The organism is Pseudomonas sp. L7 (assembly GCF_046605565.1).
GTDB lineage: Bacteria > Pseudomonadota > Gammaproteobacteria > Pseudomonadales > Pseudomonadaceae > Aquipseudomonas > Aquipseudomonas wayambapalatensis.
Genome location: NZ_CP176784.1, coordinates 1,067,966 through 1,090,883 on the forward strand (window position 1 = coordinate 1,067,966; position 22,918 = coordinate 1,090,883).

30 protein-coding genes are annotated in these 22,918 nt (G+C 62.7%); 19 read left to right on the plus strand and 11 right to left on the minus strand.

The genetic code is table 11. The features are described from left to right. Nucleotides 1-52: 52 nt before the first annotated feature. The 5 genes from ACK3BK_RS05130 to ACK3BK_RS05150 are packed head-to-tail and all read left to right on the plus strand — an operon-like array spanning nucleotide 53 to nucleotide 3,831. Nucleotides 53-454 carry a FagA protein gene (locus ACK3BK_RS05130; RefSeq protein ID WP_082421003.1) on the plus strand — a complete coding sequence of 134 codons (402 nt, stop codon included), beginning with the start codon at nucleotides 53-55 and terminating at the stop codon, nucleotides 452-454. Continuing rightward, complete coding sequence (gene fumC, locus ACK3BK_RS05135) at nucleotides 447-1,823, plus strand: class II fumarate hydratase FumC (RefSeq protein ID WP_411383851.1); 1,377 nt, start codon at nucleotides 447-449, stop codon at nucleotides 1,821-1,823. The genes ACK3BK_RS05130 and fumC overlap by 8 nt, the downstream gene beginning before the upstream one ends. Nucleotides 1,824-1,851: 28 nt before the next feature. Beyond that, on the plus strand, nucleotides 1,852-2,313 hold the full coding sequence (locus ACK3BK_RS05140) for a hypothetical protein (RefSeq protein ID WP_186667833.1): 462 nt from the start codon (nucleotides 1,852-1,854) through the stop codon (nucleotides 2,311-2,313). A 1-nt stretch (nucleotide 2,314) separates the two neighbouring features. Beyond that, on the plus strand, nucleotides 2,315-2,926 hold the full coding sequence (locus tag ACK3BK_RS05145) for a superoxide dismutase (protein WP_411383852.1): 612 nt from the start codon (nucleotides 2,315-2,317) through the stop codon (nucleotides 2,924-2,926). A gap of 11 nt (nucleotides 2,927-2,937) precedes the next feature. Further along, nucleotides 2,938-3,831, plus strand: coding sequence for a ZIP family metal transporter (locus ACK3BK_RS05150; protein WP_411384442.1), 894 nt, complete (start codon nucleotides 2,938-2,940; stop codon nucleotides 3,829-3,831). A 29-nt stretch (nucleotides 3,832-3,860) separates the two neighbouring features. Here ACK3BK_RS05150 and ACK3BK_RS05155 read toward each other — a convergent pair whose 3' ends face one another. The 10 genes from ACK3BK_RS05155 to ACK3BK_RS05200 all read right to left on the minus strand — a co-directional run bounded on the left by ACK3BK_RS05155 (nucleotide 3,861) and on the right by ACK3BK_RS05200 (nucleotide 10,859). Then, nucleotides 3,861-4,133, minus strand: coding sequence for an HPr family phosphocarrier protein (locus ACK3BK_RS05155; RefSeq protein WP_054894385.1), 273 nt, complete (start codon nucleotides 4,131-4,133; stop codon nucleotides 3,861-3,863). A 20-nt stretch (nucleotides 4,134-4,153) separates the two neighbouring features. Next, the gene (rapZ, locus tag ACK3BK_RS05160) at nucleotides 4,154-5,008 is read right to left on the minus strand and encodes an RNase adapter RapZ (protein WP_186667835.1); all 855 of its coding nucleotides are present in this window, start codon (nucleotides 5,006-5,008) and stop codon (nucleotides 4,154-4,156) included. Between the two features lie 2 nt (nucleotides 5,009-5,010). Next, a complete protein-coding gene (ptsN, locus tag ACK3BK_RS05165) occupies nucleotides 5,011-5,475 on the minus strand; it encodes a PTS IIA-like nitrogen regulatory protein PtsN (RefSeq protein ID WP_186667836.1) in 465 nt (154 codons plus the stop codon). Nucleotides 5,476-5,487: 12 nt separating this feature from the next. Further along, on the minus strand, nucleotides 5,488-5,796 hold the full coding sequence (hpf, locus tag ACK3BK_RS05170; RefSeq protein WP_054894382.1) for a ribosome hibernation-promoting factor, HPF/YfiA family: 309 nt from the start codon (nucleotides 5,794-5,796) through the stop codon (nucleotides 5,488-5,490). Between the two features lie 78 nt (nucleotides 5,797-5,874). Continuing rightward, on the minus strand, nucleotides 5,875-7,368 hold the full coding sequence (locus ACK3BK_RS05175) for an RNA polymerase factor sigma-54 (RefSeq protein WP_186667837.1): 1,494 nt from the start codon (nucleotides 7,366-7,368) through the stop codon (nucleotides 5,875-5,877). Nucleotides 7,369-7,541: 173 nt separating this feature from the next. Beyond that, complete coding sequence (gene lptB, locus ACK3BK_RS05180) at nucleotides 7,542-8,267, minus strand: LPS export ABC transporter ATP-binding protein (RefSeq protein ID WP_186667838.1); 726 nt, start codon at nucleotides 8,265-8,267, stop codon at nucleotides 7,542-7,544. Further along, nucleotides 8,268-8,792 carry a lipopolysaccharide transport periplasmic protein LptA gene (lptA, locus tag ACK3BK_RS05185; protein WP_065863249.1) on the minus strand — a complete coding sequence of 175 codons (525 nt, stop codon included), beginning with the start codon at nucleotides 8,790-8,792 and terminating at the stop codon, nucleotides 8,268-8,270. Further along, nucleotides 8,779-9,351 carry an LPS export ABC transporter periplasmic protein LptC gene (gene lptC, locus ACK3BK_RS05190; protein WP_186667840.1) on the minus strand — a complete coding sequence of 191 codons (573 nt, stop codon included), beginning with the start codon at nucleotides 9,349-9,351 and terminating at the stop codon, nucleotides 8,779-8,781. Before lptC ends, lptA begins: the two co-directional genes overlap by 14 nt. 8 nt (nucleotides 9,352-9,359) lie before the next feature. Next, nucleotides 9,360-9,884, minus strand: coding sequence for a 3-deoxy-manno-octulosonate-8-phosphatase KdsC (gene kdsC / locus ACK3BK_RS05195; protein ID WP_186711068.1), 525 nt, complete (start codon nucleotides 9,882-9,884; stop codon nucleotides 9,360-9,362). Beyond that, nucleotides 9,885-10,859 (minus strand): KpsF/GutQ family sugar-phosphate isomerase, encoded by a 975-nt coding sequence (locus ACK3BK_RS05200; protein ID WP_186721685.1) that lies wholly within the window; start codon nucleotides 10,857-10,859, stop codon nucleotides 9,885-9,887. It lies immediately after the preceding gene. 245 nt (nucleotides 10,860-11,104) lie between these two features. Here ACK3BK_RS05200 and ACK3BK_RS05205 point away from each other — a divergent pair, with 245 nt between their 5' ends. The 13 genes from ACK3BK_RS05205 to ACK3BK_RS05265 all read left to right on the plus strand — a co-directional run bounded on the left by ACK3BK_RS05205 (nucleotide 11,105) and on the right by ACK3BK_RS05265 (nucleotide 21,679). After that, nucleotides 11,105-11,914: an ATP-binding cassette domain-containing protein gene (locus tag ACK3BK_RS05205; protein ID WP_186667853.1), complete on the plus strand. Its 810-nt coding sequence runs from the start codon at nucleotides 11,105-11,107 to the stop codon at nucleotides 11,912-11,914. After that, nucleotides 11,914-12,711 (plus strand): lipid asymmetry maintenance ABC transporter permease subunit MlaE, encoded by a 798-nt coding sequence (gene mlaE / locus ACK3BK_RS05210; protein ID WP_186667856.1) that lies wholly within the window; start codon nucleotides 11,914-11,916, stop codon nucleotides 12,709-12,711. The genes ACK3BK_RS05205 and mlaE overlap by 1 nt, the downstream gene beginning before the upstream one ends. Beyond that, nucleotides 12,711-13,196 carry an outer membrane lipid asymmetry maintenance protein MlaD gene (mlaD, locus tag ACK3BK_RS05215; RefSeq protein WP_186667858.1) on the plus strand — a complete coding sequence of 162 codons (486 nt, stop codon included), beginning with the start codon at nucleotides 12,711-12,713 and terminating at the stop codon, nucleotides 13,194-13,196. The genes mlaE and mlaD overlap by 1 nt, the downstream gene beginning before the upstream one ends. 9 nt (nucleotides 13,197-13,205) lie before the next feature. Beyond that, nucleotides 13,206-13,859, plus strand: coding sequence for a phospholipid-binding protein MlaC (locus ACK3BK_RS05220; RefSeq protein WP_186667860.1), 654 nt, complete (start codon nucleotides 13,206-13,208; stop codon nucleotides 13,857-13,859). Next, entirely contained in the window at nucleotides 13,856-14,158 is a 303-nt protein-coding gene (locus ACK3BK_RS05225) for a lipid asymmetry maintenance protein MlaB (RefSeq protein ID WP_186667862.1), read from the plus strand. The genes ACK3BK_RS05220 and ACK3BK_RS05225 overlap by 4 nt, the downstream gene beginning before the upstream one ends. Before the next feature lie 118 nt (nucleotides 14,159-14,276). After that, entirely contained in the window at nucleotides 14,277-14,516 is a 240-nt protein-coding gene (locus ACK3BK_RS05230) for a BolA family protein (RefSeq protein ID WP_028689666.1), read from the plus strand. Nucleotides 14,517-14,540: 24 nt separating this feature from the next. Continuing rightward, nucleotides 14,541-15,806, plus strand: a complete 1,266-nt coding sequence (murA, locus tag ACK3BK_RS05235; protein ID WP_186721687.1) for a UDP-N-acetylglucosamine 1-carboxyvinyltransferase — start codon at nucleotides 14,541-14,543, stop codon at nucleotides 15,804-15,806. A 103-nt stretch (nucleotides 15,807-15,909) separates the two neighbouring features. Next, nucleotides 15,910-16,545 carry an ATP phosphoribosyltransferase gene (gene hisG, locus ACK3BK_RS05240; protein WP_186667866.1) on the plus strand — a complete coding sequence of 212 codons (636 nt, stop codon included), beginning with the start codon at nucleotides 15,910-15,912 and terminating at the stop codon, nucleotides 16,543-16,545. A gap of 127 nt (nucleotides 16,546-16,672) precedes the next feature. After that, nucleotides 16,673-17,995: a histidinol dehydrogenase gene (gene hisD / locus ACK3BK_RS05245; protein WP_411383853.1), complete on the plus strand. Its 1,323-nt coding sequence runs from the start codon at nucleotides 16,673-16,675 to the stop codon at nucleotides 17,993-17,995. 2 nt (nucleotides 17,996-17,997) lie between these two features. Then, the gene (hisC, locus tag ACK3BK_RS05250) at nucleotides 17,998-19,047 is read left to right on the plus strand and encodes a histidinol-phosphate transaminase (protein ID WP_186667870.1); all 1,050 of its coding nucleotides are present in this window, start codon (nucleotides 17,998-18,000) and stop codon (nucleotides 19,045-19,047) included. A 120-nt stretch (nucleotides 19,048-19,167) separates the two neighbouring features. Then, nucleotides 19,168-19,815, plus strand: a complete 648-nt coding sequence (locus tag ACK3BK_RS05255) for a FadR/GntR family transcriptional regulator (protein ID WP_186667872.1) — start codon at nucleotides 19,168-19,170, stop codon at nucleotides 19,813-19,815. A gap of 13 nt (nucleotides 19,816-19,828) precedes the next feature. Next, a complete protein-coding gene (locus tag ACK3BK_RS05260) occupies nucleotides 19,829-21,109 on the plus strand; it encodes a CynX/NimT family MFS transporter (protein WP_411383854.1) in 1,281 nt (426 codons plus the stop codon). A 102-nt stretch (nucleotides 21,110-21,211) separates the two neighbouring features. Next, nucleotides 21,212-21,679 (plus strand): nuclear transport factor 2 family protein, encoded by a 468-nt coding sequence (locus tag ACK3BK_RS05265; protein ID WP_186721693.1) that lies wholly within the window; start codon nucleotides 21,212-21,214, stop codon nucleotides 21,677-21,679. Nucleotides 21,680-21,687: 8 nt separating this feature from the next. On the opposite strand, the gene ACK3BK_RS05270 is transcribed toward ACK3BK_RS05265, so the two are convergent. Next, a complete protein-coding gene (locus ACK3BK_RS05270) occupies nucleotides 21,688-22,560 on the minus strand; it encodes a hypothetical protein (protein ID WP_186667879.1) in 873 nt (290 codons plus the stop codon). A 57-nt stretch (nucleotides 22,561-22,617) separates the two neighbouring features. Between ACK3BK_RS05270 and ACK3BK_RS05275 the strand changes: the two genes are divergently transcribed. Further along, nucleotides 22,618-22,908: a GIY-YIG nuclease family protein gene (locus tag ACK3BK_RS05275; protein WP_288374342.1), complete on the plus strand. Its 291-nt coding sequence runs from the start codon at nucleotides 22,618-22,620 to the stop codon at nucleotides 22,906-22,908. Nucleotides 22,909-22,918 lie beyond the last annotated feature (10 nt).

Sequence of the window (22,918 nt, forward strand, 5' to 3'; positions counted from 1 at the left end):
TGATTCTATTTATCAATTAATAATGAATATCATTATCCAGTAACCCTCGGCGATGATGTTCATGAAAACCGTCCTCCACGAATTGCCCTACCTGGAAAACTGGCGCTGGTTGAGTCGGCGCATCCGCTGCGCCCTCGAGCCGGACGAGCCACGGCTGATCGAACATTACCTGGCCGAGGGGCGCTATCTGGTCTGTTGCACCGAGACCTCGCCCTGGACCGTGGCGCTGACCTCCTTCCGCCTGCTGCTGGATACCGCCTGCGACCGCATGTTGCCCTGGCATTGGCGCTGCCAGTGCCTGGATCAGGCCTGGCGCCCGCTGCTTGACCTGCGCAACCTCGACCGTTGCGAGCAGAACGAGCGCTGGCAGCCTTATGCGATGCAACTGGCCAGTTGCGTGTTGCTGCCTTCGATTTCCCCCGATGAACTGATGCAAGGATCCGATGATGAGTAATACCCGTATCGAGCGTGACAGCATGGGCGAACTGCAGGTGCCGGCCCAGGCCCTGTATGGTGCCCAGACCCAGCGCGCGGTCGACAACTTCCCGGTCAGCGGCCAGCGCATGCCGCTGCAGTTCATCCGGGCACTGCTGTTGGCCAAGGCCGCAGCAGCCAAGGCCAACATCGCGCTGGGGCAACTGAGCGCGGAGCAGGGCGGTGCCATCGTCAAGGCGGTCGAGCAACTGCTGGCCGAGGACTTCATCCAGCATTTCCCGGTGGACGTGTTCCAGACCGGTTCCGGCACCAGTTCCAACATGAACGCCAACGAGGTGATCGCCACCTTGGCCAGCCGGGTGCTGGGTGACAAGGTCAACGCCAACGACCATGTCAATTGCGGTCAGAGCAGCAACGACATCATTCCGACCACCATTCACGTCAGCGCAGCGCTGGCCTTGCACGAGCAACTGCTGCCGGCGCTGAGGCATCTGGTCCAGGTGATCGAGGCCAAGGCTGTCGAGGTTCACCGTTACGTCAAGACCGGCCGCACCCACCTGATGGATGCCATGCCAGTGCGCATGAGCCAGGTGCTGGGGGGCTGGGCGGCACAGATCAAAGGCGCCCAAGCGCATCTGGAAGCGACCCTGCCTGCGCTGCAGGCGCTGGCCCAGGGCGGTACAGCGGTCGGCACTGGCATCAATGCCCACCCGCAGTTCGCCGTGGGCTTTGCCCGTGAACTGAGCGACTTGACCCGCATTCCGTTCACACCTGGCGAAAACCTGTTCGCCTTGATCGGCTCCCAGGACACGGCCGTGGCGTTGTCCGGCCAGCTCAAGACCACCGCTGTCGCGCTGATGAAGATCGCCAACGACCTGCGCTGGATGAACTCCGGCCCCCTGGCCGGGCTTGGCGAAATCGAGCTCGAGGGGCTGCAGCCGGGCTCTTCGATCATGCCAGGCAAGGTCAACCCGGTGATCCCCGAAGCCACCGCGATGGTTGCCGCGCAGGTCATCGGCAACGACGCGACCATCGCCGTTGCCGGCCAGTCGGGCAACTTCGAACTCAATGTCATGCTGCCGGTGATCGCTCGCAACCTGCTGGAGAGCATCGAGCTGATGGCCAACGCCAGCCGCCTGCTGGCAGACAAGGCTATTGCCAGCTTCAAGGTCAATGAGCCGAAGCTCAAGGAGGCGCTGTCGCGCAACCCGATTCTGGTCACGGCACTGAACCCGATCATCGGCTACCTCAAGGCCGCCGAGATTGCCAAGACCGCCTACAAGCAAGGTCGCCCGATCGTGGAAGTGGCGCTGGAGCATACCGACCTGTCGCGTGACCAGCTCGAGGCCCTGCTGGACCCGGAAAAACTCACCGCTGGCGGTATCTGATCCACGGTCCTCGCCCAGGAGACACGTCATGCAGCATTGGAAACGCACCACGGAAACCGCCAATCGCCTGTTCGAACAAGGTGAGCTGGTAGACGCCCGGGAACACTACCTGCAAGCCCTGGCCCTGGCCCAGGTGCTGTTCGAGCGCTGGCATGACGTCGATGAGGCGGTGGCGGCCTTCGTCATTGCCCATCACAACCTGGCTGACCTGCACCTGCGCCTGAACCAGCCCCACGAGAGCGCCGATTACCTGTGTGCGGCCCACCAGCGGCTGCTCCAGGCCAGTCAGGAGCCGCGCCTGCCCCAGGCGCTGCGTGATGCCGCGTTGCGCCACAGCGGGCGCACCTACACCGAGCTGTTGAGCTTTATCGCCGAATACGGCCAGTACCCACGCACCGAGCGCCTGCTCAATCGCCATGTGCCTGAAGCGAGCGAACTGGCTGCCCGGCCGGATGCCACTCACCGTTCACCTGCATACGGAATTCACTGACATGCCCCACACCTTGCCTGCTCTGCCTTACGCCTACGATGCGCTGGAGCCGCACATCGATACCCAGACCATGCAGATTCACCACAGCAAGCACCACCAGGCCTATGTGAACAACCTCAACGCCGCCATCGAAGGGACCGAGTGGGCCGAATGGCCGGTCGAAAAATTGGTCGGCGCGGTCAAGCAGTTGCCCGAAAAGCTGCAGGGAGCGGTGATCAACCAGGGCGGCGGCCATGCTAACCATGCGTTGTTCTGGACCGTGATGTCGCCCAAGGGCGGTGGCCACCCCCAGGGTCAGGTGGCCCAGGCCATCGATACGCAGCTCGGTGGCTTCGAGGCGTTCAAGGACGCATTCACCAAGGCTGCGCTGACCCGTTTCGGCAGCGGTTGGGCCTGGCTCAGCGTCACCCCGGCCAAGACGCTGGTGGTGGAGAGCAGCGGCAACCAGGACAGTCCGCTGATGCACGGCAACACACCGATCCTGGGGTTGGACGTGTGGGAGCACGCCTACTACCTGAAGTACCAGAACCGTCGTCCCGAATATATCGGTGCCTTCTACAACGTCGTCGACTGGACGGAAGTGGAACGTCGCTACCTTGAAGCCCTGAAGTGAGTCGATCTGCCATGCGCTCCGAGGTGATGTCTGTCAGCAGTGTGCGCCTGTTCCGACTGGCGCTTGGGACTTTGCTGTTGCTGGTCGGCACGGCGCTGTTGGTGGCGCGGGGCATCGCCTGGCTGGGCCTGGAACCGCGCATGTTACGTGCGCTCGAAGGCGGCGCACTGTGCGCGCTGGGCACGGCGTTGGGCGCGGTACCGGTGCTGGTGATCCGCAACATGCCGGTAGCGGTGGCTGACACCTTGCTTGGCTTCGGCGCCGGGGTGATGCTGGCGGCCACCGCGTTCTCCCTGATCATCCCGGGTCTTGATGCGGCGCAGTCCATCGGCTTCAGCCCTTGGGGCGCCGGTGGTCTGGTCAGTGCCGGGTTGTTGCTCGGGGCGCTGTGCCTGTTCCTGGTCGACTTGCGAATCTCCGGGGTTTCGCCGGAATCCATGGTCGGGCAGGGCAATCAGCCGGTGATCGCTGCGCGTATCTGGCTGTTCGTGGCCGCGATCATTGCGCACAACATCCCGGAAGGTATGGCCATTGGTGTTTCAGCGGGGGGCGGCATGCCGGACGCTGACAGCCTGGCCATGGGCATTGCCCTGCAGGATGTGCCTGAAGGGCTGGTGATTGCGTTGGTGTTGGCGGGGGCAGGGATGTCGCGGTTCAAGGCCTTCCTGATCGGTGCAGCATCCGGGCTGGTGGAGCCGGTGGCGGCGGTGATCTGTGCCTGGCTGGTGAATGTCGCCGAACTGCTGCTACCGCTGGGGCTTGCGTGTGCGGCGGGAGCGATGTTGCTGGTGGTGACCCAGGAAATCATTCCCGAGTCGCGCAGCAATGGTAATCACCGACTGGCAAGCCTGGGGCTATGCATCGGTTTCTGCCTGATGATGGTGATGGACACGGCGATGTCCTGAGGCTGCCAGGCCAGAGGCGGGGCGAGGGCTTACTCGCCTTCGTCGAAATAGTTGTTGATCAACGCCACCAGCGCATCCAGTGCGTCGTTGTCCTGCTCACCCTCGGTATGCAGGTGCACCTGGGTGCCTTTACCTGCGGCCAGCATCATCACTGCCATGATGCTCTTGCCGTCCACCAGCTTGTCGGGGGCTCGCCCGACTCGAACCTGACAGGGAAACTTCCCGGCCACGCCGACGAACTTGGCTGCCGCCCGGGCGTGCAGGCCCAGCTTGTTGATGATGGTGATTTCGCGGGCGGGCATCGTGGGGTGGATCCTGTGGGTTAGAGGTCGCGGTGACGGACCTGGACGTTTTTCAGGGTTTGCTGCAGCAGTTGTCCGAGGCGCTCGGTGATATAGACAGAGCGGTGGTGTCCGCCGGTGCAGCCGATGGCGATGGTGACATAGGCGCGGTTGCTGGCGGCAAAGCGCGGTAGCCATTTAAGCAGATAGCTGGAGATGTCCTGGAACATTTCCTCGACGTCCGGTTGTGCGGCCAGGTACTCGATCACCGGAGCTTCAAGGCCCGAGTGCTCGCGCAGCTCGGGTTTCCAGTAAGGGTTTGGCAGGCAGCGCACGTCGAACACCAAGTCGGCGTCCACCGGCATGCCGCGCTTGAAACCGAAGGATTCGACGAGAAAAGCGGTGCCGGGCTCAGGCTGGTTAAGCAGGCGCAGCTTGATCGAGTCACGCAGTTGGTAAAGATTGAGGCTGGTGGTATCGATCTTGAGGTCGGCAAGGTCGGCGATGGGGCCGAGCAGCTCACTTTCGACGCGGATGGCTTCGGCGAGCGAACGGTCCGCGTTGGTCAGGGGGTGGCGACGGCGGGTTTCGGAGAACCGCTTGAGCAGCGTGTCTTCGTCGGCGTCCAGGTACAGCACGTCACACTGGATGTGACGGGCGCGCGCTTCCTCGAGCAATTCGGGGAAGCGCGACAGATGGCTGGGTAGATTGCGCGCATCGATGGACACGGCGACCTTGGGTTGCATCAGTTCGGTGTTGATCAGCGCGTTTTCCGCCAGCTGCGGCAGCAACCCGGCGGGCAGGTTGTCGATGCAGTAGTAGCCGTTGTCTTCCAGCACATCGAGCGCGGTGCTCTTGCCGGAGCCGGACCGGCCGCTGACGATGATCAGGCGCATGTTCAGTGCTCGTTCTGTGCGTCCAGGACTACCTGGTAGAGGGCTTCGCTGCTGTCGGCGGCACGCAGGCGATCACGGACTTCCTTGCGATCGAGCATGCTGGCGATCTGGCGCAGCAGTTCGAGGTGGGCATCGGTGGCCGCTTCCGGGACCAGCAGCACGAACAGCAGGTCCACGGGGGCGCCGTCGATGGCGTCGTAGTCGATGGGTGCGTCCAGGTGCAGCAGGGCGCTGACGGGGGCGGTACAACCTTCCAGACGGCAGTGGGGAATGGCGATGCCATTACCGAAGCCGGTGGAGCCCAGTTTTTCGCGAGCGATGAGCTTTTCGAAGACGTCTTGCATCGCAAGCTCAGGTACTTGCTCGGCAATCAGGGTGGCGACCTTTTCCAGGGCGCGCTTCTTGCTGCCGCCCGGCACGTTCACGAGGGAACGGCCGGGGGTCAGGATGGTTTCAAGTCGGATCATGGATGAGGGGGATCAGCGGGCAGCTGCACCTTGCAGCAGGCTTTGCTGTTTTTCCTTGTGTTTTTTCAGTTGGCGGTCGAGCTTGTCAGCCAATGCGTCGATCGCGGCATACATGTCTTGGTGTTCAGCGTTGGCGACCACTTCGCCGCCGGGAATCTGGAGTGTTGCTTCAACCTTCTGCTGCAGCTTCTCGACCTTCATGATCACCGTTGCATTGGTGATCTTGTCGAAATGCCCTTCCACGCGGGCGAGCTTCTCGAGCACGTATTCGCGCAGTGGTTGGGTGACTTCTACATGCTGGCCACTGATGTTGACTTGCATACAGCTTCTCCTTTGTTGCCCGTGCATAAAGAGGCAGGTATTGCACCTGCCACTGAAACGCTGTGGCACATCCCGGGGCTACATCAATCGCTTGCGCTCGCTCGACGGGGCAATCCCCAGCGATTCGCGGTACTTGGCGACGGTGCGGCGGGCTACCTGGATGCCTTGTGCCTCCAGTAAACCAGCGATCTTGCTGTCACTCAATGGCTTTTTCTGATTTTCCGCGGCCACCAGTTTCTTGATGATCGCGCGGATCGCCGTAGACGAGCATTCGCCGCCTTCGGCGGTGCTCACATGGCTCGAGAAAAAGTATTTCAATTCGTAGATGCCACGGGGAGTGTGCATGTACTTCTGCGTGGTGACCCGCGAAATGGTCGACTCGTGCATGCCCACCGCCTCGGCGATGTCATGCAGCACCAGGGGCTTCATGGCTTCATCGCCGTGGTCGAGGAAACCACGCTGGTGTTCGACGATCTGGGTCGCCACTTTCATCAGTGTCTCGTTGCGGCTTTGCAGGCTCTTGATGAACCAGCGCGCTTCCTGCAACTGGTTGCGCATGAAGGTGTTGTCCGCGCTGGTGTCGGCACGGCGGACGAAGCCTGCATACTGCGGATTGACCCGCAGGCGCGGCACCGCTTCCTGGTTCAGTTCGACCAGCCAGCGGTCGCTGTCCTTGCGCACGATGACGTCTGGAATCACGTACTCCGGCTCGCTCGATTCGATCTGCGAGCCCGGGCGCGGATTGAGGCTTTGCACCAGCTCGATGACCTGGCGCAGCTCGTCTTCCTTGAGCTTCATGCGACGCATGAGCTGGCTGTAGTCGCGGCTGCCGAGCAGGTCGATGTAGTCGGTGACCAGGCGCTGGGCCTCGGCCATCCACGGCACGCTCGCCGGCAGTTGGCGCAGTTGCAGCAGCAGGCATTCGCCCAGGTTGCGGGCGCCGACGCCGGCCGGCTCGAACTGCTGGATGCGGTGCAGCACGGCTTCGACTTCATCCAGCTCGATGTCCAGCTCCGGATCGAATCCGGCGCAGATTTCCTCGAGGCTGTCTTCCAGATAGCCCTGATCGTTGATGCTGTCGATGAGAGTGACAGCGATCAGGCGGTCGGTGTCGGACATCGGTGCCAGGTTGAGCTGCCACAGCAGATGGCTCTGCAAGCTTTCGCCGGCCGAGGTGCGCGTGGTGAAGTCCCACTCGTCGTCATCGTTGCTGGGCAGGCTGCTGGCGCTGGTCTGGTAGATGTCTTCCCAGGCCGTGTCGACCGGCAATTCGTTGGGGATGCGCTCGTTCCACTCGCCCTCTTCGAGGTTTTCCGTGCTGACGGTGGTTTCCTGGAAGCTGTTGTCCTGGGCTTCGGTGGCAGGTTTGCTTTCGCCGTTTTCCGCCATCGGATCGCTGTTGTCGAAGTCGTCGCCGTCTTCCTGACGTTCGAGCATCGGATTGGACTCCAGCGCTTCCTGGATTTCCTGTTGGAGGTCCAGGGTGGAGAGCTGGAGCAGACGGATGGCCTGTTGCAACTGCGGGGTCATCGTCAGTTGCTGGCCCATTTTTAGGACGAGCGATGGTTTCATGGCTGGGGCTTAATACCTTGTTCGCCGGCGCGCATGCGCCATCCACTACAGGGCGCCGGAGCGCCAAATCTTAAGCAAGTTATATGCCTGAAATTGTAGCGTTTGCCTAGAGCACTGTAACACTTAAGCCCGTTTCACCAGGCTTTTCCAATGCTCCAGGCAGGTCCCGGGGATCAGAGTCGGAACTCGTGGCCCAGGTAGACTTCCTTGACCAGCTGGTTGGCCAGGATGGTCTCGGCGTCGCCTTCGGCGATCAGTTGACCATCGTTGACGATGTAGGCGGTCTCGCAGATGTCGAGTGTTTCGCGCACGTTGTGGTCGGTGATCAGCACGCCGATGCCCTTGGCCTTCAGATGGTGGATGATCTGTTTGATATCACCCACGGAAATCGGGTCGACGCCAGCGAAGGGTTCGTCCAGCAGGATGAACTTCGGTGCGGTCGCCAGGGCGCGGGCAATTTCGACGCGGCGGCGTTCGCCACCGGACAGGCTCATGCCGAGGTTGTCACGGATGTGGCTGATGTGGAACTCCTGCAGCAGGCTTTCCAACTCCTTGCGCCGTCCATCGCGGTCCAGGTCCTTGCGCGTCTCGAGGATGGCCATGATGTTGTCGGCGACCGACAGCTTGCGGAAGATCGACGCTTCCTGCGGCAGATAGCCGATGCCTGCCTGGGCCCGGCCATGCATGGGCTGGTGGCTGACATCGTGGCTGTCGATGAGCACGCGCCCTTGGTCGGCCTGGACCAGCCCCACGATCATGTAGAAGCAGGTGGTCTTGCCGGCGCCGTTAGGGCCGAGCAGGCCGACGATCTGGCCGCTGTCGATCGACAGGCTGACGTCGCGGACGACCTGGCGGCCCTTGTAGCTCTTGGCCAGGTGCTGGGCTTTGAGGGTTGCCATTTACTCGGCCTTTTTCTTCGGTTGGATCACCATGTCGATACGCTGACGAGGTGCAGTCACGTTGCCACCACGACCGGCGGTCGCCACCTGGGTCTTGGTGTTGTAGACGATCTTCTCGCCTTCGGTGGTGTTGCCTTCGTTCTCGACCTTGGCGCGGTCAGTGAGGATGACGATATCCTTTTGCGCCTGGTACTGGATGGTGACGGCCCAGCCCTTCATCTTGTCGGGCTTGGCGGCGCTCTGCTGCTGCTCGAAGTAGGCCAGGTTGCCCACCGAGGTCACGACGTCGATGTCGCCCGAGGCGGCGCGAGTCATGGTCACGGTATTGCCTTTGATCATCATCGAGCCCTGAGTGATGATCACATCGCCCGTGTAGGTGGCAACGCCCTGTTTGTCGTCCAGGTGCGCGTTGTCCGCCTGGATGCGGATCGGCTGGTCACGGTCGTTCGGCAGGGCGAAGGCGCTCGCGCTTCCCAGTGCTGCGCTCAGGCTGAGCAAAAGGGGGAGGGTTTTAACGAGCCTCATACTGTCCTCTTACGTTGGACAGCAGGTCCATCCTGCCGTCTTCCAAATATGCTTTCATTCCTACGCCCGTAGTCGTGCCACCGGCGCCGTCGATTCTAACGGCTTGATCGGTCTGCGCATATTGCTTCTGCGGGAACACGGTCATCCGGCTACTGGTGATCAGGGTGTCGCGTTGTTTTTCGTCGGTGCGGGCGATCCGCACGTTGTCGATCAGTTCGACCTCGGTGCCGTCCGGATTGACCTCGGCGCGCACGCTCTGCACGTGCCATGGGAATGCTGTCCCACGGTAGATGTGCATGTCTGGCGTGGTCACCAGGGTGACTTCGCTGGCTTTCAAGTGTTCGACCTTGTCCGCGGTCATTTCGTATTGCAGCCTGCCGTCGGGCAGGAACTGTACGCTGTGGGCGTTGATCGCATAGTAGTCGATGGCGCTTTCGTCGACCTGTGCCGTGGGCTTGTCGAGGAAGCTCTCAGGGCTGATGTTCCAGTAGCCGATCGCAACCAGCAGCGCAGCGATGGCTGCCAGCAGCACGGCGTTTCGAAGTTTCTTGCTGAGCATGGCGTGGCCTACAGGTAATGGGCGTTGGCAGCGTCCAGGGTGCCCTGGGCCTGCATGATCAGTTCACAGAACTCGCGGGCTGCGCCTTCGCCGCCGCGCGCCTGGGTGACGCTGTGGGCGTGCTCGCGGACGAAGGGCGCCGCGTTGGCCACGGCCATGCCCAGGCCCACCCGGCGGATTACCGGGAGATCGGGGAGGTCGTCGCCCAGGTAGGCGACCTGCTCGTAGCTCAGGCCCAGTTCGGCGAGCAGGCCGTCGAGCACCACCAGCTTGTCCTCGCGCCCCTGGAACAGGTGTGGAATGCCCAGGTTCTTAGCTCGACGCTCGACCACGGGGGTCTTGCGCCCACTGATGATCGCGGTGGTCACGCCCGAGGCCATGAGCATCTTGATGCCGTGGCCATCGAGGGTGTTGAAGGTCTTGAATTCGCTGCCGTCCTCGAGGAAGTACAGGCGGCCGTCGGTCAGCACGCCGTCCACGTCGAAGACGGCCAGCTTGATGGCCTTGGCGCGTTGCATCAGGTCCTGGGTCATTTACATCACTCCGGCGCGCAGCAGGTCGTGCATGTTCAGGGCGCCGGTCGGGCGATCCTGGTTATCGACCACCACCAGTGCGCTGATCTTGTGGTCTTCCATGATCTTCAGGGCTTCGGCCGCGAGCATTTCGGCGCGGGCGGTCTTGCCGTGAACAGTCATGACTTCGTCGATGAGCGTCTTGTGCACGTCGATGTTGCGATCCAGGCTGCGGCGCAGGTCGCCGTCGGTGAAGACGCCGGCCAGGCGGCCGTCGTGCTCCATGACCACGGTCATGCCCAGGCCCTTGCGCGACATCTCCAGCAAGGCGTCCTTGAGCAGCGTGCCGCGCTGTACCTGGGGCAGTTCGTCACCCGCGTGCATGACGTTCTCGACTTTCAACAGCAGGCGACGGCCCAGGGCGCCACCCGGATGGGAGAACGCGAAATCCTCGGCGGTGAAGCCGCGTGCCTCGAGCAGGGCGATGGCCAGGGCATCACCCAGGACCAATGCAGCGGTGGTGGACGAGGTGGGCGCCAGGTTCAGCGGGCAGGCTTCCTGGGCGACACTGGCGTCGAGGTTGACTTCGGCGGCCTGTGCCAGCGGTGAGTCCGGCTTGCCGGTCAGGCTGATCATCTGGATGCCCAGGCGCTTGATCAGCGGCAGCAGCGTGACGATCTCGGCGGTGCTGCCGGAGTTGGACAGGGCGAGGATGACGTCGTCGCGGGTGATCATGCCCATGTCGCCGTGGCTGGCCTCTGCCGGGTGCACGAAGAACGACGGGGTGCCGGTACTGGCGAGGGTGGCGGCGATCTTGTTGCCGATATGGCCGGACTTGCCCATGCCCACCACGACGACCCGACCCTTGCTGGCCAGGATCAGCTCGCAGGCCTTGACGAAATTGTCGTCGATACGGGCCCGCAGGCCTTCTACGGCCTCGAGTTCCAGGCGCAGGGTGCGCTGGGCGGATTGGATCAGCTCGCTGGATTGGCTCATGTCGAAAAAGCAATGCCTGATGAAAAGGCGCCGATTATAGCGGCAATGTGTGAAACGCTCACCTTCGAGTTGTCGTAGGAAGTTGCAAAATAGCTGTACGGTGCCTGAACGACTCGGGGAAATGGCCTTGGGGACAACTTTGCGCGGTGCTATAGTTCGCCGCTATTCGGCCCGCCAGGGATGCGTGTGCCTTCACGATGAAGGCAGGCGTCCATGTAGACGAGGCTGCATTGCAAGGAGTCTAGATGAGTTCGGATAGCGCCTACGCGGTCGAGTTGAAGGGGGTCACCTTCAAACGCGGTTCGCGCAGCATTTTCAGCAATGTCGACATCCGTATCCCCCGCGGCAAGGTCACCGGCATCATGGGACCTTCCGGGTGCGGCAAGACAACCCTGCTGCGCCTGATGGGCGCGCAGCTGCGTCCCTCCAGCGGCGAAGTCTGGGTAGGCGGGCAGAACCTGCCGGCCCTGTCGCGCAGCGACCTGTTCGATGCGCGCAAGCAGATGGGGGTGCTGTTCCAGAGCGGTGCGCTGTTCACCGACCTGGATGTCTTCGAGAACGTGGCCTTCCCGCTGCGGGTGCACACCCAGTTGTCCGACGAGATGATTCGCGACATCGTCCTGATGAAGCTGCAGGCCGTGGGCCTGCGCGGTGCCATCGACCTGATGCCGGACGAGCTGTCAGGCGGCATGAAGCGCCGTGTGGCGCTGGCCCGGGCGATCGCGCTGGACCCGCAGATCCTCATGTACGACGAGCCTTTCGTCGGCCAGGACCCGATCGCGATGGGCGTTCTGGTGCGCCTGATCCGTCTGCTCAACGATGCCCTGGGCATCACCAGCATCGTTGTCTCCCACGACCTCGCCGAAACCGCGAGTATCGCCGACTACCTCTATGTGGTGGGTGATGGGCAGGTATTGGGGCAGGGCACGCCTGACGAACTGATGGGGTCGGACAATCCGCGCATCCGCCAGTTCATGAAGGGCGACCCGGATGGTCCGGTGCCATTTCATTTTCCTGCGCCAGACTACCGCGCCGATCTGCTGGGAGCGCGTTGATGCGCAGAAAATCCTTACTCGAACGCATTCGCCTGTTCGGGCGTGCCGCCATCGACGTGCTGGCCGTGCTCGGGCGCTCGTGCCTGTTCCTTTTTCATGCCCTGGCCGGGCGTGGCGGCATCGGTGGCGGCTTCCAGCTGCTGACCAAGCAGCTCTATTCGGTGGGCGTGCTGTCGCTGGCGATCATCGTGGTGTCCGGCGTGTTCATCGGCATGGTGCTGGCCCTGCAAGGCTATAGCATCCTCACCAAGTACGGTTCCGAGCAGGCTGTCGGGCAGATGGTCGCGCTGACGCTGCTTCGCGAGCTGGGCCCTGTCGTCACGGCGCTGCTGTTCGCCGGGCGTGCGGGTTCGGCACTGACCGCCGAGATCGGCAACATGAAGTCCACCGAGCAGCTCTCCAGCCTGGAGATGATCGGTGTCGACCCGCTCAAGTACATCGTTGCCCCACGCCTGTGGGCCGGCTTCATCTCGCTGCCGCTGCTGGCGCTGATCTTCAGCGTGGTCGGCATCTGGGGTGGATCGTGGGTGGCCGTGGACTGGCTGGGGGTCTACGAAGGCTCTTTCTGGGCCAACATGCAGAACAGCGTTTCTTTCAGCGATGACGTGATCAACGGGCTGATCAAGAGCCTGGTGTTTGCCTTCGTCGTCACCTGGATCGCCGTATTCCAGGGGTATGACTGCGAACCCACTTCAGAGGGGATCAGCCGTGCCACCACCAAGACCGTGGTCTATGCCTCGTTGGCAGTCCTGGGTCTGGACTTTATTCTGACCGCCTTGATGTTTGGAGATTTCTGATGCAAAACCGCACCCTGGAAATCGGTGTCGGCCTGTTCCTCCTGGCCGGGATCCTGGCGCTGCTGCTGCTGGCCCTGCGTGTCAGTGGATTGTCGGCCAGCCCGAGCAGCGATACCTATAAAGTTTATGCGTACTTCGACAATATCGCCGGTTTGACTGTCAGAGCTAAAGTGACCATGGCCGGTGTGACCATCGGCAAGGTCACGGCCATCGATCTGGATCGCGACTCCTACACCGGTCGGGTCACCTTGCAGTTGGACAAGTCGGTCGACAACCTGCCGACCGATTCCACTGCCTCGATCCTGACCGCCGGGTTGCTCGGCGAGAAGTACATCGGCATCAGCGTGGGCGGTGAAGAGCAGGTGCTCAAGGATGGCAGCACCATCCACGACACCCAGTCGGCGCTGGTGCTGGAAGATCTGATTGGCAAGTTCCTGCTCAACTCCGTTGGCAAGGAACCGAAAGAAGCCCAACCAGCTAATTGAGGAGTTTCCATGATTTCGATCCTGCGACGTGGCCTGCTGGTCCTGCTGGCGGCCTTCCCCCTGATGGCCCTGGCGGCGCCGGGCCAGTCCCCGCGCGACGTGGTTCAGGGCACCACCACTGAGCTGCTGTCCGACCTCAAGGCGAACAAGGAACAGTACAAGTCCAACCCCGCAGCCTTCTATGATGCGCTCAACCGCATCCTTGGCCCTGTAGTAGACGCTGACGGCATTTCCAGAAGCATCATGACCGTCAAGTACTCGCGCAAGGCCACGCCCGAGCAGATGCAGCGCTTCCAGGAGAATTTCCGCCGCAGCCTGTTCCAGTTCTACGGCAATGCATTGCTGGAATACGACAACCAGGGCATTACCGTCGATCCCGCCAAGCCGGATGATGGCCAGCGTGCCTCGGTGGGCATGAAGGTGTCCGGCAATAATGGTGCCGTGTATCCGGTCCAGTACACCCTGGAAAACATCGGGGGCGAATGGAAGGTGCGCAATGTCATCGTCAACGGCATCAACATCGGCAAGCTGTTCCGCGATCAGTTCGCCGACGCGATGAACCGTAACGGCAACAACCTCGACAAGACCATCGACGGCTGGGCTGGCGAAGTGGCAAAGGCCAAGGAAGCTGCCGACAGCTCTCCCGAGAAGACTGTCAAATGAGTGAAGCCGACATGACTATGGCCGAGCCGGGTGTCCTGCGCCTGGCCGGTGTGCTGGACTACCGCAGCGGGCCGGCACTGCGCAAGCAGGGCAAGGCGCTGATCGCCGCCAGCCGCGAGCAGCGGCTGGTGCTCGACTGCTCGGCCGTGAGCAAGTCCAGCAGCGTGGGGCTGTCGTTGCTGCTGGCGTTCATGCGTGATGCCCAGGCCGCTGGCAAGGCCTGGGAAGTGCGCGGCATGCCTGCAGACATGCGTGAAATCGCCGAGGTCTACGACCTCGATGAAGTACTGGCGGGCTGATGACCCGTCAACAAGGGAAGGCCCCTCGGTCAGCGCGTCCTCGTATGGGCTTCGCAGGCGAGGGGCTTTTTTGTATCATGGCCGACCCGCGCGCACTGGGCGCCGATTGAGGTTGAGCATGCAGGCCGTAGAAGTTAAGAGCTTCCTTGAAGAAAAACTGCCGGGAACCCGGGTCGAAGTTGAAGGCGAAGGCTGCAACTTCCAGTTGAACGTGATCAGCGACGAGCTGGCTGGCCAGAGCCCGGTCAAGCGTCAGCAGGCGATCTATGCTCACCTGAATCCGTGGATCGCCAACGGCAGCATCCATGCGGTAACCATGAAATTTTTCAGCAGCGCAGCCTGGGCTGAGCGCACCTGAGCCAACGTTGGCGGCGAGATTGAAATGGACAAACTGATTATTACTGGCGGCGCGCGCCTCGACGGCGAGATCCGCATTTCCGGCGCGAAGAACGCTGCCCTGCCGATTCTGTCGGCTACGCTTCTGGCCGATGGCCCGGTCACCGTCGGCAACCTGCCGCACCTGCACGATATCACCACCATGATCGAGCTGTTCGGGCGCATGGGCATCGAGCCTGTGATCGACGAGAAGCTGGCGGTGGAGATCGACCCGCGCACCATCAAGACGCTGGTCGCGCCCTACGAGCTGGTCAAGACCATGCGCGCCTCTATCCTGGTGCTCGGCCCGATGGTCGCTCGCTTCGGTGAGGCCGAAGTCGCCCTGCCAGGTGGCTGCGCCATCGGTTCGCGCCCTGTTGACCTGCACATCCGTGGCCTTGAAGCCATGGGCGCGAAGATCGAAGTCGAAGGCGGCTACATCAAGGCCAAGGCCCCTGAAGGTGGCCTGCGTGGCGCGCACTTCTTCTTCGACACGGTCAGCGTGACCGGTACCGAGAACATCATGATGGCCGCTGCGCTCGCCAAGGGCCGCAGCGTGCTGCAGAACGCCGCGCGCGAACCTGAAGTGGTCGACCTGGCCAACTTCCTGATCGCCATGGGTGCGAAGATCCAGGGCGCCGGCACCGACACCATCACCATCGATGGCGTCGAGCGCCTGCACTCGGCCAGCTACCGTGTGATGCCCGACCGTATCGAGACCGGTACCTACCTCGTGGCTGCTGCTGTCACCGGCGGCCGTGTCAAGGTCAAGGACACCGATCCGACCATCCTCGAAGCCGTCCTCGAGAAACTCAAGGAAGCGGGTGCCGACATCACCACCGGTGAAGACTGGATCGAGCTGGACATGCACGGCAAGCGGCCCAAAGCCGTGAACCTGCGTACCGCGCCGTATCCGGCATTCCCGACCGACATGCAGGCACAGTTCATCTCCCTCAATGCCATTGCCGAAGGCACTGGCGCTGTGATCGAGACCATCTTCGAAAACCGCTTCATGCACGTGTACGAGATGCACCGCATGGGCGCGCAGATCCAGGTCGAGGGCAACACCGCCATCGTCACTGGGGTCAACATGCTCAAGGGCGCGCCCGTGATGGCGACTGACCTGCGCGCTTCGGCGAGCCTGGTGCTGTCTGCGCTGGTGGCCGAGGGCGATACCCTGATCGATCGCATCTACCACATCGACCGTGGTTACGAGTGCATCGAGGAAAAACTGCAGATGCTGGGCGCGAAGATCCGTCGCGTACCGGGCTAGTCGCGCTATCTGCCTGTGATCGGCACACGGACGTGCCAGCCGAATCGAACACGGCCAGGTCGATGACCTGGTCGGCTGTAGCCGCTTAAGGACCGACGTTGCAATGTTGACCATCGCGCTTTCAAAAGGCCGTATTCTCGACGATACCCTGCCGCTGCTGGCCGAGGCCGGTATCGTGCCGACCGAGAATCCGGACAAGAGCCGCAAGCTGATCATCCCCACCACGCAGGACGATGTGCGCCTGCTCATCGTGCGTGCCACCGACGTGCCGACCTATGTCGAGCATGGTGCCGCCGACCTGGGTGTAGCCGGCAAGGACGTGTTGATGGAATACGGCGGCCAGGGCCTGTACGAGCCGCTCGACCTGCAGATCGCCAAGTGCAAGTTGATGACCGCTGGTGTCGTCGGCGCACCCGAGCCCAAGGGGCGTCTGCGTGTGGCCACCAAGTTCGTCAACGTAGCCAAGCGCTATTACGCTGAACAAGGCCGCCAGGTCGACATCATCAAGCTCTATGGCTCAATGGAACTGGCCCCGCTGATCAACCTCGCCGACAAGATCATCGACGTGGTGGATACCGGCAACACCCTGCGCGCCAATGGCCTGGAGCCACAGGAGCTGATCGCCACGATCAGTTCGCGCCTGGTGGTGAACAAGGCCTCCATGAAGATGCAGCACGCCCGTATCCAGAGTCTCATCGACACCCTGCGCAAGGCTGTCGAATCGCGACACCGCGGCTGACTTCTGCGCGCGACCTTCGCTGTCGCGCCCGTCTATCCGCGTCATAGCCACTTTTCTCGGGTGCCCGCGCGGATGGACTGGTAGCCTAGGGCGCCTGAGCATTCGCCAATAAAACGAGGCCCTCGTCATGACCGTGTCCACTGCAATTGCCCGTCTCAACGCCGCTGATCCGGATTTCGCGCGACATCTGGATCATCTGCTGAGCTGGGAAAGCGTGTCCGATGACGCGGTCAACCAGCGGGTTCTCGACATCATCAAGGCCGTTCGCGAGCGTGGCGATGCGGCGCTGGTGGAGCTCACCCAGCGTTTCGATGGCGTTGATGCCAAGTCCATCGATGACCTGATCCTTGGTCGCGAGCGCCTGGAACTGGCCCTGACCCGCATTTCCGCAGCCCAGCGCGAGGCGCTGGAAACCGCCGCCAACCGCGTGCGCAGCTACCACGAGCGGCAGAAACAGGACTCCTGGCAGTACACCGAAGCCGATGGCACCGTGCTCGGCCAGAAAGTCACCCCGCTCGATCGCGCAGGGCTGTATGTGCCTGGCGGCAAGGCGTCGTACCCGTCGTCGGTACTGATGAATGCCATCCCCGCCAAGGTCGCCGGTGTCGGCGAGGTGGTCATGGTGGTGCCGACCCCGCGTGGAGAAATCAACGAACTGGTGCTGGCTGCAGCCTGCATCGCCGGTGTCGACCGCGTGTTCACCGTTGGTGGCGCCCAGGCAGTCGCGGCGTTGGCCTATGGCACCGAGAGCGTGCCGCAGGTCGACAAGATCGTCGGTCCCGGCAATATCTACGTAGCCACCGCCAAGCGTCACGTGTTCGGCCAGGTTGGCATCGACATGATCGCCGGGCCGTCGGAAATTCTCGTGGTATGTGATGGCCAGACCGACCCGGACTGGATCGCCATGGACCTGTTCTCCCAGGCTGAGCACGATGAAGACGCCCAGGCAATCCTGGTCAGCCCCGATGCGGCTTTCCTCGACCGCGTGGCGGCCAGCATCGGCAAGCTGCTGCCAACCATGGAGCGCGCCGAGATCATCGAGAAGTCGATCAACGGCCGAGGCGCCCTGATCCAGGTGCGTGACATGCAGCAGGCCATCGAGGTCGCCAACCGCATCGCCCCCGAGCACCTCGAACTGTCGGTCGCCGACCCGCAGGCCTGGTTGCCGCAGATCCGTCATGCCGGCGCGATCTTCATGGGCCGCCACACCAGCGAGGCCCTGGGTGACTACTGCGCAGGTCCCAACCACGTGTTGCCGACCTCCGGCACCGCGCGGTTCTCCTCGCCTCTGGGGGTGTATGACTTCCAGAAGCGTTCGTCGATCATCTTCTGCTCCGAGCAGGGCGCGTCCGAGCTCGGTCACACTGCATCCGTACTGGCCCGCGGCGAGTCGCTGACCGCCCACGCCCGTAGCGCCGAATACCGCATCCTCAACGAGAAGGGGAACTGAACATGAGTCGATTCTGGAGCCCCTTCGTCAAGGACCTGGTGCCTTACGTGCCGGGCGAGCAACCCAAGCTGGCACGCCTGGTCAAGCTCAATACCAACGAAAACCCCTATGGGCCTTCGCCCAAGGCGCTGGAGGCCATGCGTGGCGAGTTGAACGACAACTTGCGCCTGTATCCGGACCCGAACAGCGACCGGCTCAAGCAGGCCGTGGCTGACTACTACAAGGTCACCCCGCAGCAGGTCTTCGTCGGCAACGGTTCGGACGAGGTGCTGGCGCACATCTTCCACGGCTTGTTCCAGCACGGCGCGCCGCTGCTGTTCCCGGATATCAGCTACAGCTTCTATCCGGTGTACTGCGGCTTGTATGGTATCGACTTCGAGCAGGTAGCGCTGGACGAGCAGTTCCAGATCCGCATCGAGGACTATGAAAAACCAAACGCCGGGATCATCTTCCCCAACCCCAACGCACCGACCGGCTGCCTGTTGCCGCTCGAGGCGATCGAGCAGTTGCTAAAGGCCAATCGCGACTCGGTGGTGGTAGTGGACGAAGCCTACATCGACTTTGGCGGCGAAACCGCCATTGCCCTGGTGGACCGCTACGACAACCTGCTGGTGACCCAGACCCTGTCCAAGTCGCGCTCGCTGGCTGGCCTGCGGGTGGGGCTGGCAGTGGGACACCCGGACCTGATCGAGGCGCTGGAGCGGATCAAGAACAGCTTCAACTCCTATCCGCTGGATCGCATGGCGATCGTCGGCGCGGCGGTGGCGTTCGAAGATCGCGCTTATTTCGACGAGACCTGCCGCAAGGTCATCGACAGCCGCGAGGCACTGGTCGAGCAGTTGACGGCGCGGGGCTTCGAGGTGTTGCCATCGGCGGCCAACTTCATCTTCGCCCGTCACCCGCAACAGGACGCGGCTGAACTGGCGGCGCGTCTGCGTGAGCAGGGTGTGATCGTGCGGCACTTCAAGCAGGCGCGGATTGCGCAGTTCCTGCGGATCACCGTAGGGACGCCGGAGATGAACCAGGCCTTGATCGATGCGTTGAACGGATAGTTCGCGGCGTCTCTATCGCGGGGCAGGTCGGATCGCTGCATTGCCACTCCGACTTGCCCCGCGATGCTTTTCAGCGCTATTGTCACAACTTGTAAATTCATCCGATGACTGGACGTTAATATGTCCCTGTTGATCAAGCGCTCCCTGGTGGAGCAAGCCGTGGACCAATTGCGCGAGCGCATCGCCCAGGGCGCATGGGCTGTGGGGCAGCGTCTGCCTACCGAGCCGGAACTGGCCCTGGAGCTGGGCATCAGCCGCAATACCGTGCGTGAGGCCATGCGCGTGCTGGCCTTCAGTGGTCTGGTCGAAGTGCGCCAGGGCGATGGCAGTTACCTGCGCGCCGCCCAAGACCCCTTGCAGGCGGTGCAGGCCATCTCGCGCTGCACGGTCGAGCAGGCTCGCGAGACCCGCTGCATCCTCGAAGCCGAGGCTATCGGCCTCGCCGCCTTGCGGCGTACCGACGATGATCTGCGCGGCTTGCGCGAGGCCCTGGAGCACAGTTGCGGGCACTTCCACGGCGACCTGGACACCTATGTGGCCTGTGACCTGGTGTTCCACCAGCGCCTGGTGGACGCTGCGCACAACCCCGCACTGAGCGAGTTGTACCGCTACTTTTCCAGCGTCGTCGCTGCAGCGGTACAGCACAACATGAGTGCGCTTCCCCGCAGTCAACGGGTGTTCGATCTGCACGTGCAGATCCTCGACGCCATCGAACAACGCGACCCGGACACGGCCAAGCGCCTGAGCCGGGCCCTCATCGAATCCTGAGCCCGAGTGCCCCATGCCTGAACAACTGACGCCCAACCGTTCCAAGCACGACCCCGAACTCGATGAACTGCTGATCGATGCCGAGGCCGACGACGAACAGGTCCAGCAGCAACCGGTGGTGCTGCGTCGACCTTGGTTGCTGCTGCTGGGGCTGGTGCTGGTCGCGCTGAACCTGCGCCCGGCGCTGTCGAGCATGGCGCCAGTGCTGGGCCAGGTGTCCGAGGGCCTGGGGCTCAATGCGTCCGCTGCAGGTCTGCTGACGACCTTGCCGGTCCTGTGCCTGGGCCTGTTCGCACCGCTGGCGCCGATCCTGGCGCGTCGTTTCGGCAGCGAGCGGGTGATTCTGGGCATCCTCCTGACCCTGGCGCTGGGGATCCTGCTGCGCAGTGCGCTCGGTGCGACCGGTGTGTTCGTCGGCAGCCTGATCGCCGGTGCCAGCATCGGCATCATCGGCGTGCTGCTGCCGGGTATCGTCAAGCGTGACTTCCCGGCTCACGCCGGCACCCTGACGGGCGTCTACACCATGGCCCTGTGCTTCGGTGCAGCGATGGCCGCAGGCAGCACCGTGCCCTTGAGTCGGTACTTCGGCGACAGTTGGGCCATGGGGCTGGGCTTCTGGCTGCTACCGGCGCTGCTGGCGATGCTGGTGTGGTCGCCCCAGGCGCGCCATGGACATGGTGCGCACCAGGTGGCCTATCGGGTACGCGGGCTGTGGCGTGATCGGCTGGCCTGGCAGGTGACCCTGTACATGGGGTTGCAGTCCTCGCTGGCCTACATCGTGTTCGGCTGGCTGCCGTCGATTCTCATCGGTCGTGGGCTGAGCCCCACGGAAGCTGGGCTGGTGCTCTCGGGGTCGGTGCTGGTGCAGTTGATCAGTTCGCTCAGTGCGCCTTGGCTGGCGACCCGCGGCAAGGACCAGCGCCTGGCGATCGTGGTGGTGATGCTGGTCACCCTCGGTGGTCTGTTCGGATGCCTGTATGCGCCGATCTCGGGGCTGTGGGGTTGGGCGATACTGCTGGGGCTGGGGCAAGGCGGTACCTTCGCTCTGGCCCTGACCCTGATCGTGTTGCGCTCGAAGGATTCGCACGTGGCGGCGAACCTTTCGAGCATGGCCCAGGGGGTCGGCTACACGCTGGCTTCGATGGGCCCGTTCGCTGTCGGCCTGGTACATGACCTCACCGGCGGCTGGGCAGCGGTCGGCTGGATTTTCGCGGTACTGGGGTTGGGGGCGATCGTCTTTGGCCTGGGCGCTGGGCGGGCACTGCATGTGCAGGCCGTTAGCGAACGGGTGTGAAGCCGGTACGACGCTGGATGCATTCATGGCGCAAATGACCATGGCGCGAAGGCGTGGCGCGGATTATCGTGCAGCTCTCGATTCCCAGGACGGACCTGCCCCATGAGCGACGCCAACAGCGCCCTGATCACCCGTTTCTACCAGGCGTTCCAGCGCCTGGACGCCGAGGCCATGGTGGCCTGCTACAGCGATGACATCGTCTTCAGCGATCCGGCCTTCGGTACTTTGCGCGGCCAGGATGTGGGCGATATGTGGCGGATGCTGACCACTCGCGCCAAAGACTTCTCCCTGACCTTCGACAGCGTGCACGCGGACGCACGGGGTGGCAGTGCCCATTGGGTCGCCACTTACCTGTTCAGCCAGACCGGACGCACCGTAGTCAATGATATCCAGGCTCGTTTCGTGTTTCGCGACGGCTTGATCTGCCAGCATGACGACAGCTTCGACCTGTGGCGTTGGTCGCGCCAAGCCCTTGGTACGCCCGGCCTGTTGCTGGGATGGAGTCCCCTGGTCAGAAACAAGGTCCGCCAGCAGGCCAACAAGGGCCTGCGGGCATTTCAGGCGCGCTGAGCGTCTTTTCAGGACGTGGGAACCGCCTGCTCTTTGCTGTGATAGCTGAATGTGGCCTTGTCGTGGGCCTGCAGGGGCATGCGGATGCGAATGATCGGGATGTAGGTGCCGTAGGTCCTGTGCCAGTCCTTCTGGTCGGCCTGTGCCTGCTCGAGCGCCCCCCACATCCCTTCGATATGGAAGAACGACTGGATCGGCAGTCTGTGGGACTGGTCTTCCTCCCAAGCCTGAACGATGACTTCGTTCCAAGGGAATGGCAGTTCGGAGGCGAACATTCGCTGTGCCATCAGACTCTGGTAAAAGGCTTCGGCGCGCTCGCTCTTGCGGGTGTCACGGACATCGAATGCGCATTGGCGTCTGTAGTCCCCGGTGCGGCGGAACTGGTCGATCCAGGCCTGCGCGGTCATGATGCCTTGCTCGTGGCACAGGCGTTCGTTGAAGGTAGTTTCGCTGTTGTTGCCACACCCTTGTTGTTCACGGGTCCAGGTATCGCCATCGGTTGGCCAGGCGCACAGCACTTGATAGCTGATCGACCCTGCCGGGCGCTGCATGCGTGGGTACAGGGTAAAGCCGCTGCGGGCGTCGGCAGCCAGACGCGTGATTGGCAGATCGGCGCGCAGATAGGAGAACGAGACGCCGCCTTTTTCCTTGTTGTTCGGGCTATGATGCCAGGTGTGGTATTTGGGGGAGGGTTTGGTCGCGCGAATCAGTACGCCCGAACAGCCGTGGGCCGGAATGGCCGAGCCCCCGCAGTCAATCAGTGCGGCATCATAGTTTTCCTGCATCTGTGCAGCGGTTCGCTGCCCCAGGGACGCCTGGGCCAAATGTGAGGTCAGCAGCGCAGCTGCGGCCAGGAGCAGCCGGGAAGATTCTTTCAACATGGTAGAGCCCTCGAGATGGATGGGCTCTCCAAACTAATGACACTCAGGATCCCTGTGGTGAGTGAAGAGATTCCCGAACGGGAGGCCAAACCCTGGTACGTCTACCTCGTGCGGGCGGCCAATGGCTCGTTGTATTGCGGCATCAGTGACGATCCGCAGCGACGCTTCCAGAAGCATCGGAAAGGGCAGGGCGCACGTTATTTCAAGACCAGTCCGGCGCAGGCGCTGGTCTATGTCGAGCAGTGGCCGGACAAGGGCGAGGCCTTGCGCCAGGAACGGCTGGTGAAAAAACTGCGCAAGTCGGCAAAGGAGGCGCTGGTCGCCTCCTTTACTGTTGGCGAGGTGTAGCGGGGGCGTG

Bases quoted from the DNA above. Each gene is read 5' to 3' on its own strand.
- ACK3BK_RS05200 (WP_186721685.1), bottom strand. From the start codon at position 10,859: ATGAGCCAATCCAGCGAGCTGATCCAATCCGCCCAGCGCACCCTGCGC.
- ACK3BK_RS05225 (WP_186667862.1), top strand. From the start codon at position 13,856: ATGAGTGAAGCCGACATGACTATGGCCGAGCCGGGTGTCCTGCGCCTG.
- ACK3BK_RS05155 (WP_054894385.1), bottom strand. From the start codon at position 4,133: ATGCCCGCCCGCGAAATCACCATCATCAACAAGCTGGGCCTGCACGCC.
- hisC (WP_186667870.1), top strand. From the start codon at position 17,998: ATGAGTCGATTCTGGAGCCCCTTCGTCAAGGACCTGGTGCCTTACGTG.
- ACK3BK_RS05175 (WP_186667837.1), bottom strand. From the start codon at position 7,368: ATGAAACCATCGCTCGTCCTAAAAATGGGCCAGCAACTGACGATGACC.
- kdsC (WP_186711068.1), bottom strand. From the start codon at position 9,884: ATGACCCAGGACCTGATGCAACGCGCCAAGGCCATCAAGCTGGCCGTC.
- hisD (WP_411383853.1), top strand. From the start codon at position 16,673: ATGACCGTGTCCACTGCAATTGCCCGTCTCAACGCCGCTGATCCGGAT.
- ACK3BK_RS05260 (WP_411383854.1), top strand. From the start codon at position 19,829: ATGCCTGAACAACTGACGCCCAACCGTTCCAAGCACGACCCCGAACTC.
- rapZ (WP_186667835.1), bottom strand. From the start codon at position 5,008: ATGCGCCTGATCATCGTCAGCGGCCGGTCCGGCTCCGGCAAGAGCACC.
- ACK3BK_RS05150 (WP_411384442.1), top strand. From the start codon at position 2,938: ATGCGCTCCGAGGTGATGTCTGTCAGCAGTGTGCGCCTGTTCCGACTG.
- hisG (WP_186667866.1), top strand. From the start codon at position 15,910: ATGTTGACCATCGCGCTTTCAAAAGGCCGTATTCTCGACGATACCCTG.
- ACK3BK_RS05220 (WP_186667860.1), top strand. From the start codon at position 13,206: ATGATTTCGATCCTGCGACGTGGCCTGCTGGTCCTGCTGGCGGCCTTC.
- lptA (WP_065863249.1), bottom strand. From the start codon at position 8,792: ATGAGGCTCGTTAAAACCCTCCCCCTTTTGCTCAGCCTGAGCGCAGCA.
- ACK3BK_RS05255 (WP_186667872.1), top strand. From the start codon at position 19,168: ATGTCCCTGTTGATCAAGCGCTCCCTGGTGGAGCAAGCCGTGGACCAA.
- hpf (WP_054894382.1), bottom strand. From the start codon at position 5,796: ATGCAAGTCAACATCAGTGGCCAGCATGTAGAAGTCACCCAACCACTG.
- mlaD (WP_186667858.1), top strand. From the start codon at position 12,711: ATGCAAAACCGCACCCTGGAAATCGGTGTCGGCCTGTTCCTCCTGGCC.
- fumC (WP_411383851.1), top strand. From the start codon at position 447: ATGAGTAATACCCGTATCGAGCGTGACAGCATGGGCGAACTGCAGGTG.
- lptC (WP_186667840.1), bottom strand. From the start codon at position 9,351: ATGCTCAGCAAGAAACTTCGAAACGCCGTGCTGCTGGCAGCCATCGCT.
- ACK3BK_RS05145 (WP_411383852.1), top strand. From the start codon at position 2,315: ATGCCCCACACCTTGCCTGCTCTGCCTTACGCCTACGATGCGCTGGAG.
- ACK3BK_RS05130 (WP_082421003.1), top strand. From the start codon at position 53: ATGATGTTCATGAAAACCGTCCTCCACGAATTGCCCTACCTGGAAAAC.
- ACK3BK_RS05230 (WP_028689666.1), top strand. From the start codon at position 14,277: ATGCAGGCCGTAGAAGTTAAGAGCTTCCTTGAAGAAAAACTGCCGGGA.
- ptsN (WP_186667836.1), bottom strand. From the start codon at position 5,475: ATGATCCGACTTGAAACCATCCTGACCCCCGGCCGTTCCCTCGTGAAC.
- lptB (WP_186667838.1), bottom strand. From the start codon at position 8,267: ATGGCAACCCTCAAAGCCCAGCACCTGGCCAAGAGCTACAAGGGCCGC.
- murA (WP_186721687.1), top strand. From the start codon at position 14,541: ATGGACAAACTGATTATTACTGGCGGCGCGCGCCTCGACGGCGAGATC.
- mlaE (WP_186667856.1), top strand. From the start codon at position 11,914: ATGCGCAGAAAATCCTTACTCGAACGCATTCGCCTGTTCGGGCGTGCC.
- ACK3BK_RS05205 (WP_186667853.1), top strand. From the start codon at position 11,105: ATGAGTTCGGATAGCGCCTACGCGGTCGAGTTGAAGGGGGTCACCTTC.
- ACK3BK_RS05265 (WP_186721693.1), top strand. From the start codon at position 21,212: ATGAGCGACGCCAACAGCGCCCTGATCACCCGTTTCTACCAGGCGTTC.
- ACK3BK_RS05140 (WP_186667833.1), top strand. From the start codon at position 1,852: ATGCAGCATTGGAAACGCACCACGGAAACCGCCAATCGCCTGTTCGAA.
- ACK3BK_RS05270 (WP_186667879.1), bottom strand. From the start codon at position 22,560: ATGTTGAAAGAATCTTCCCGGCTGCTCCTGGCCGCAGCTGCGCTGCTG.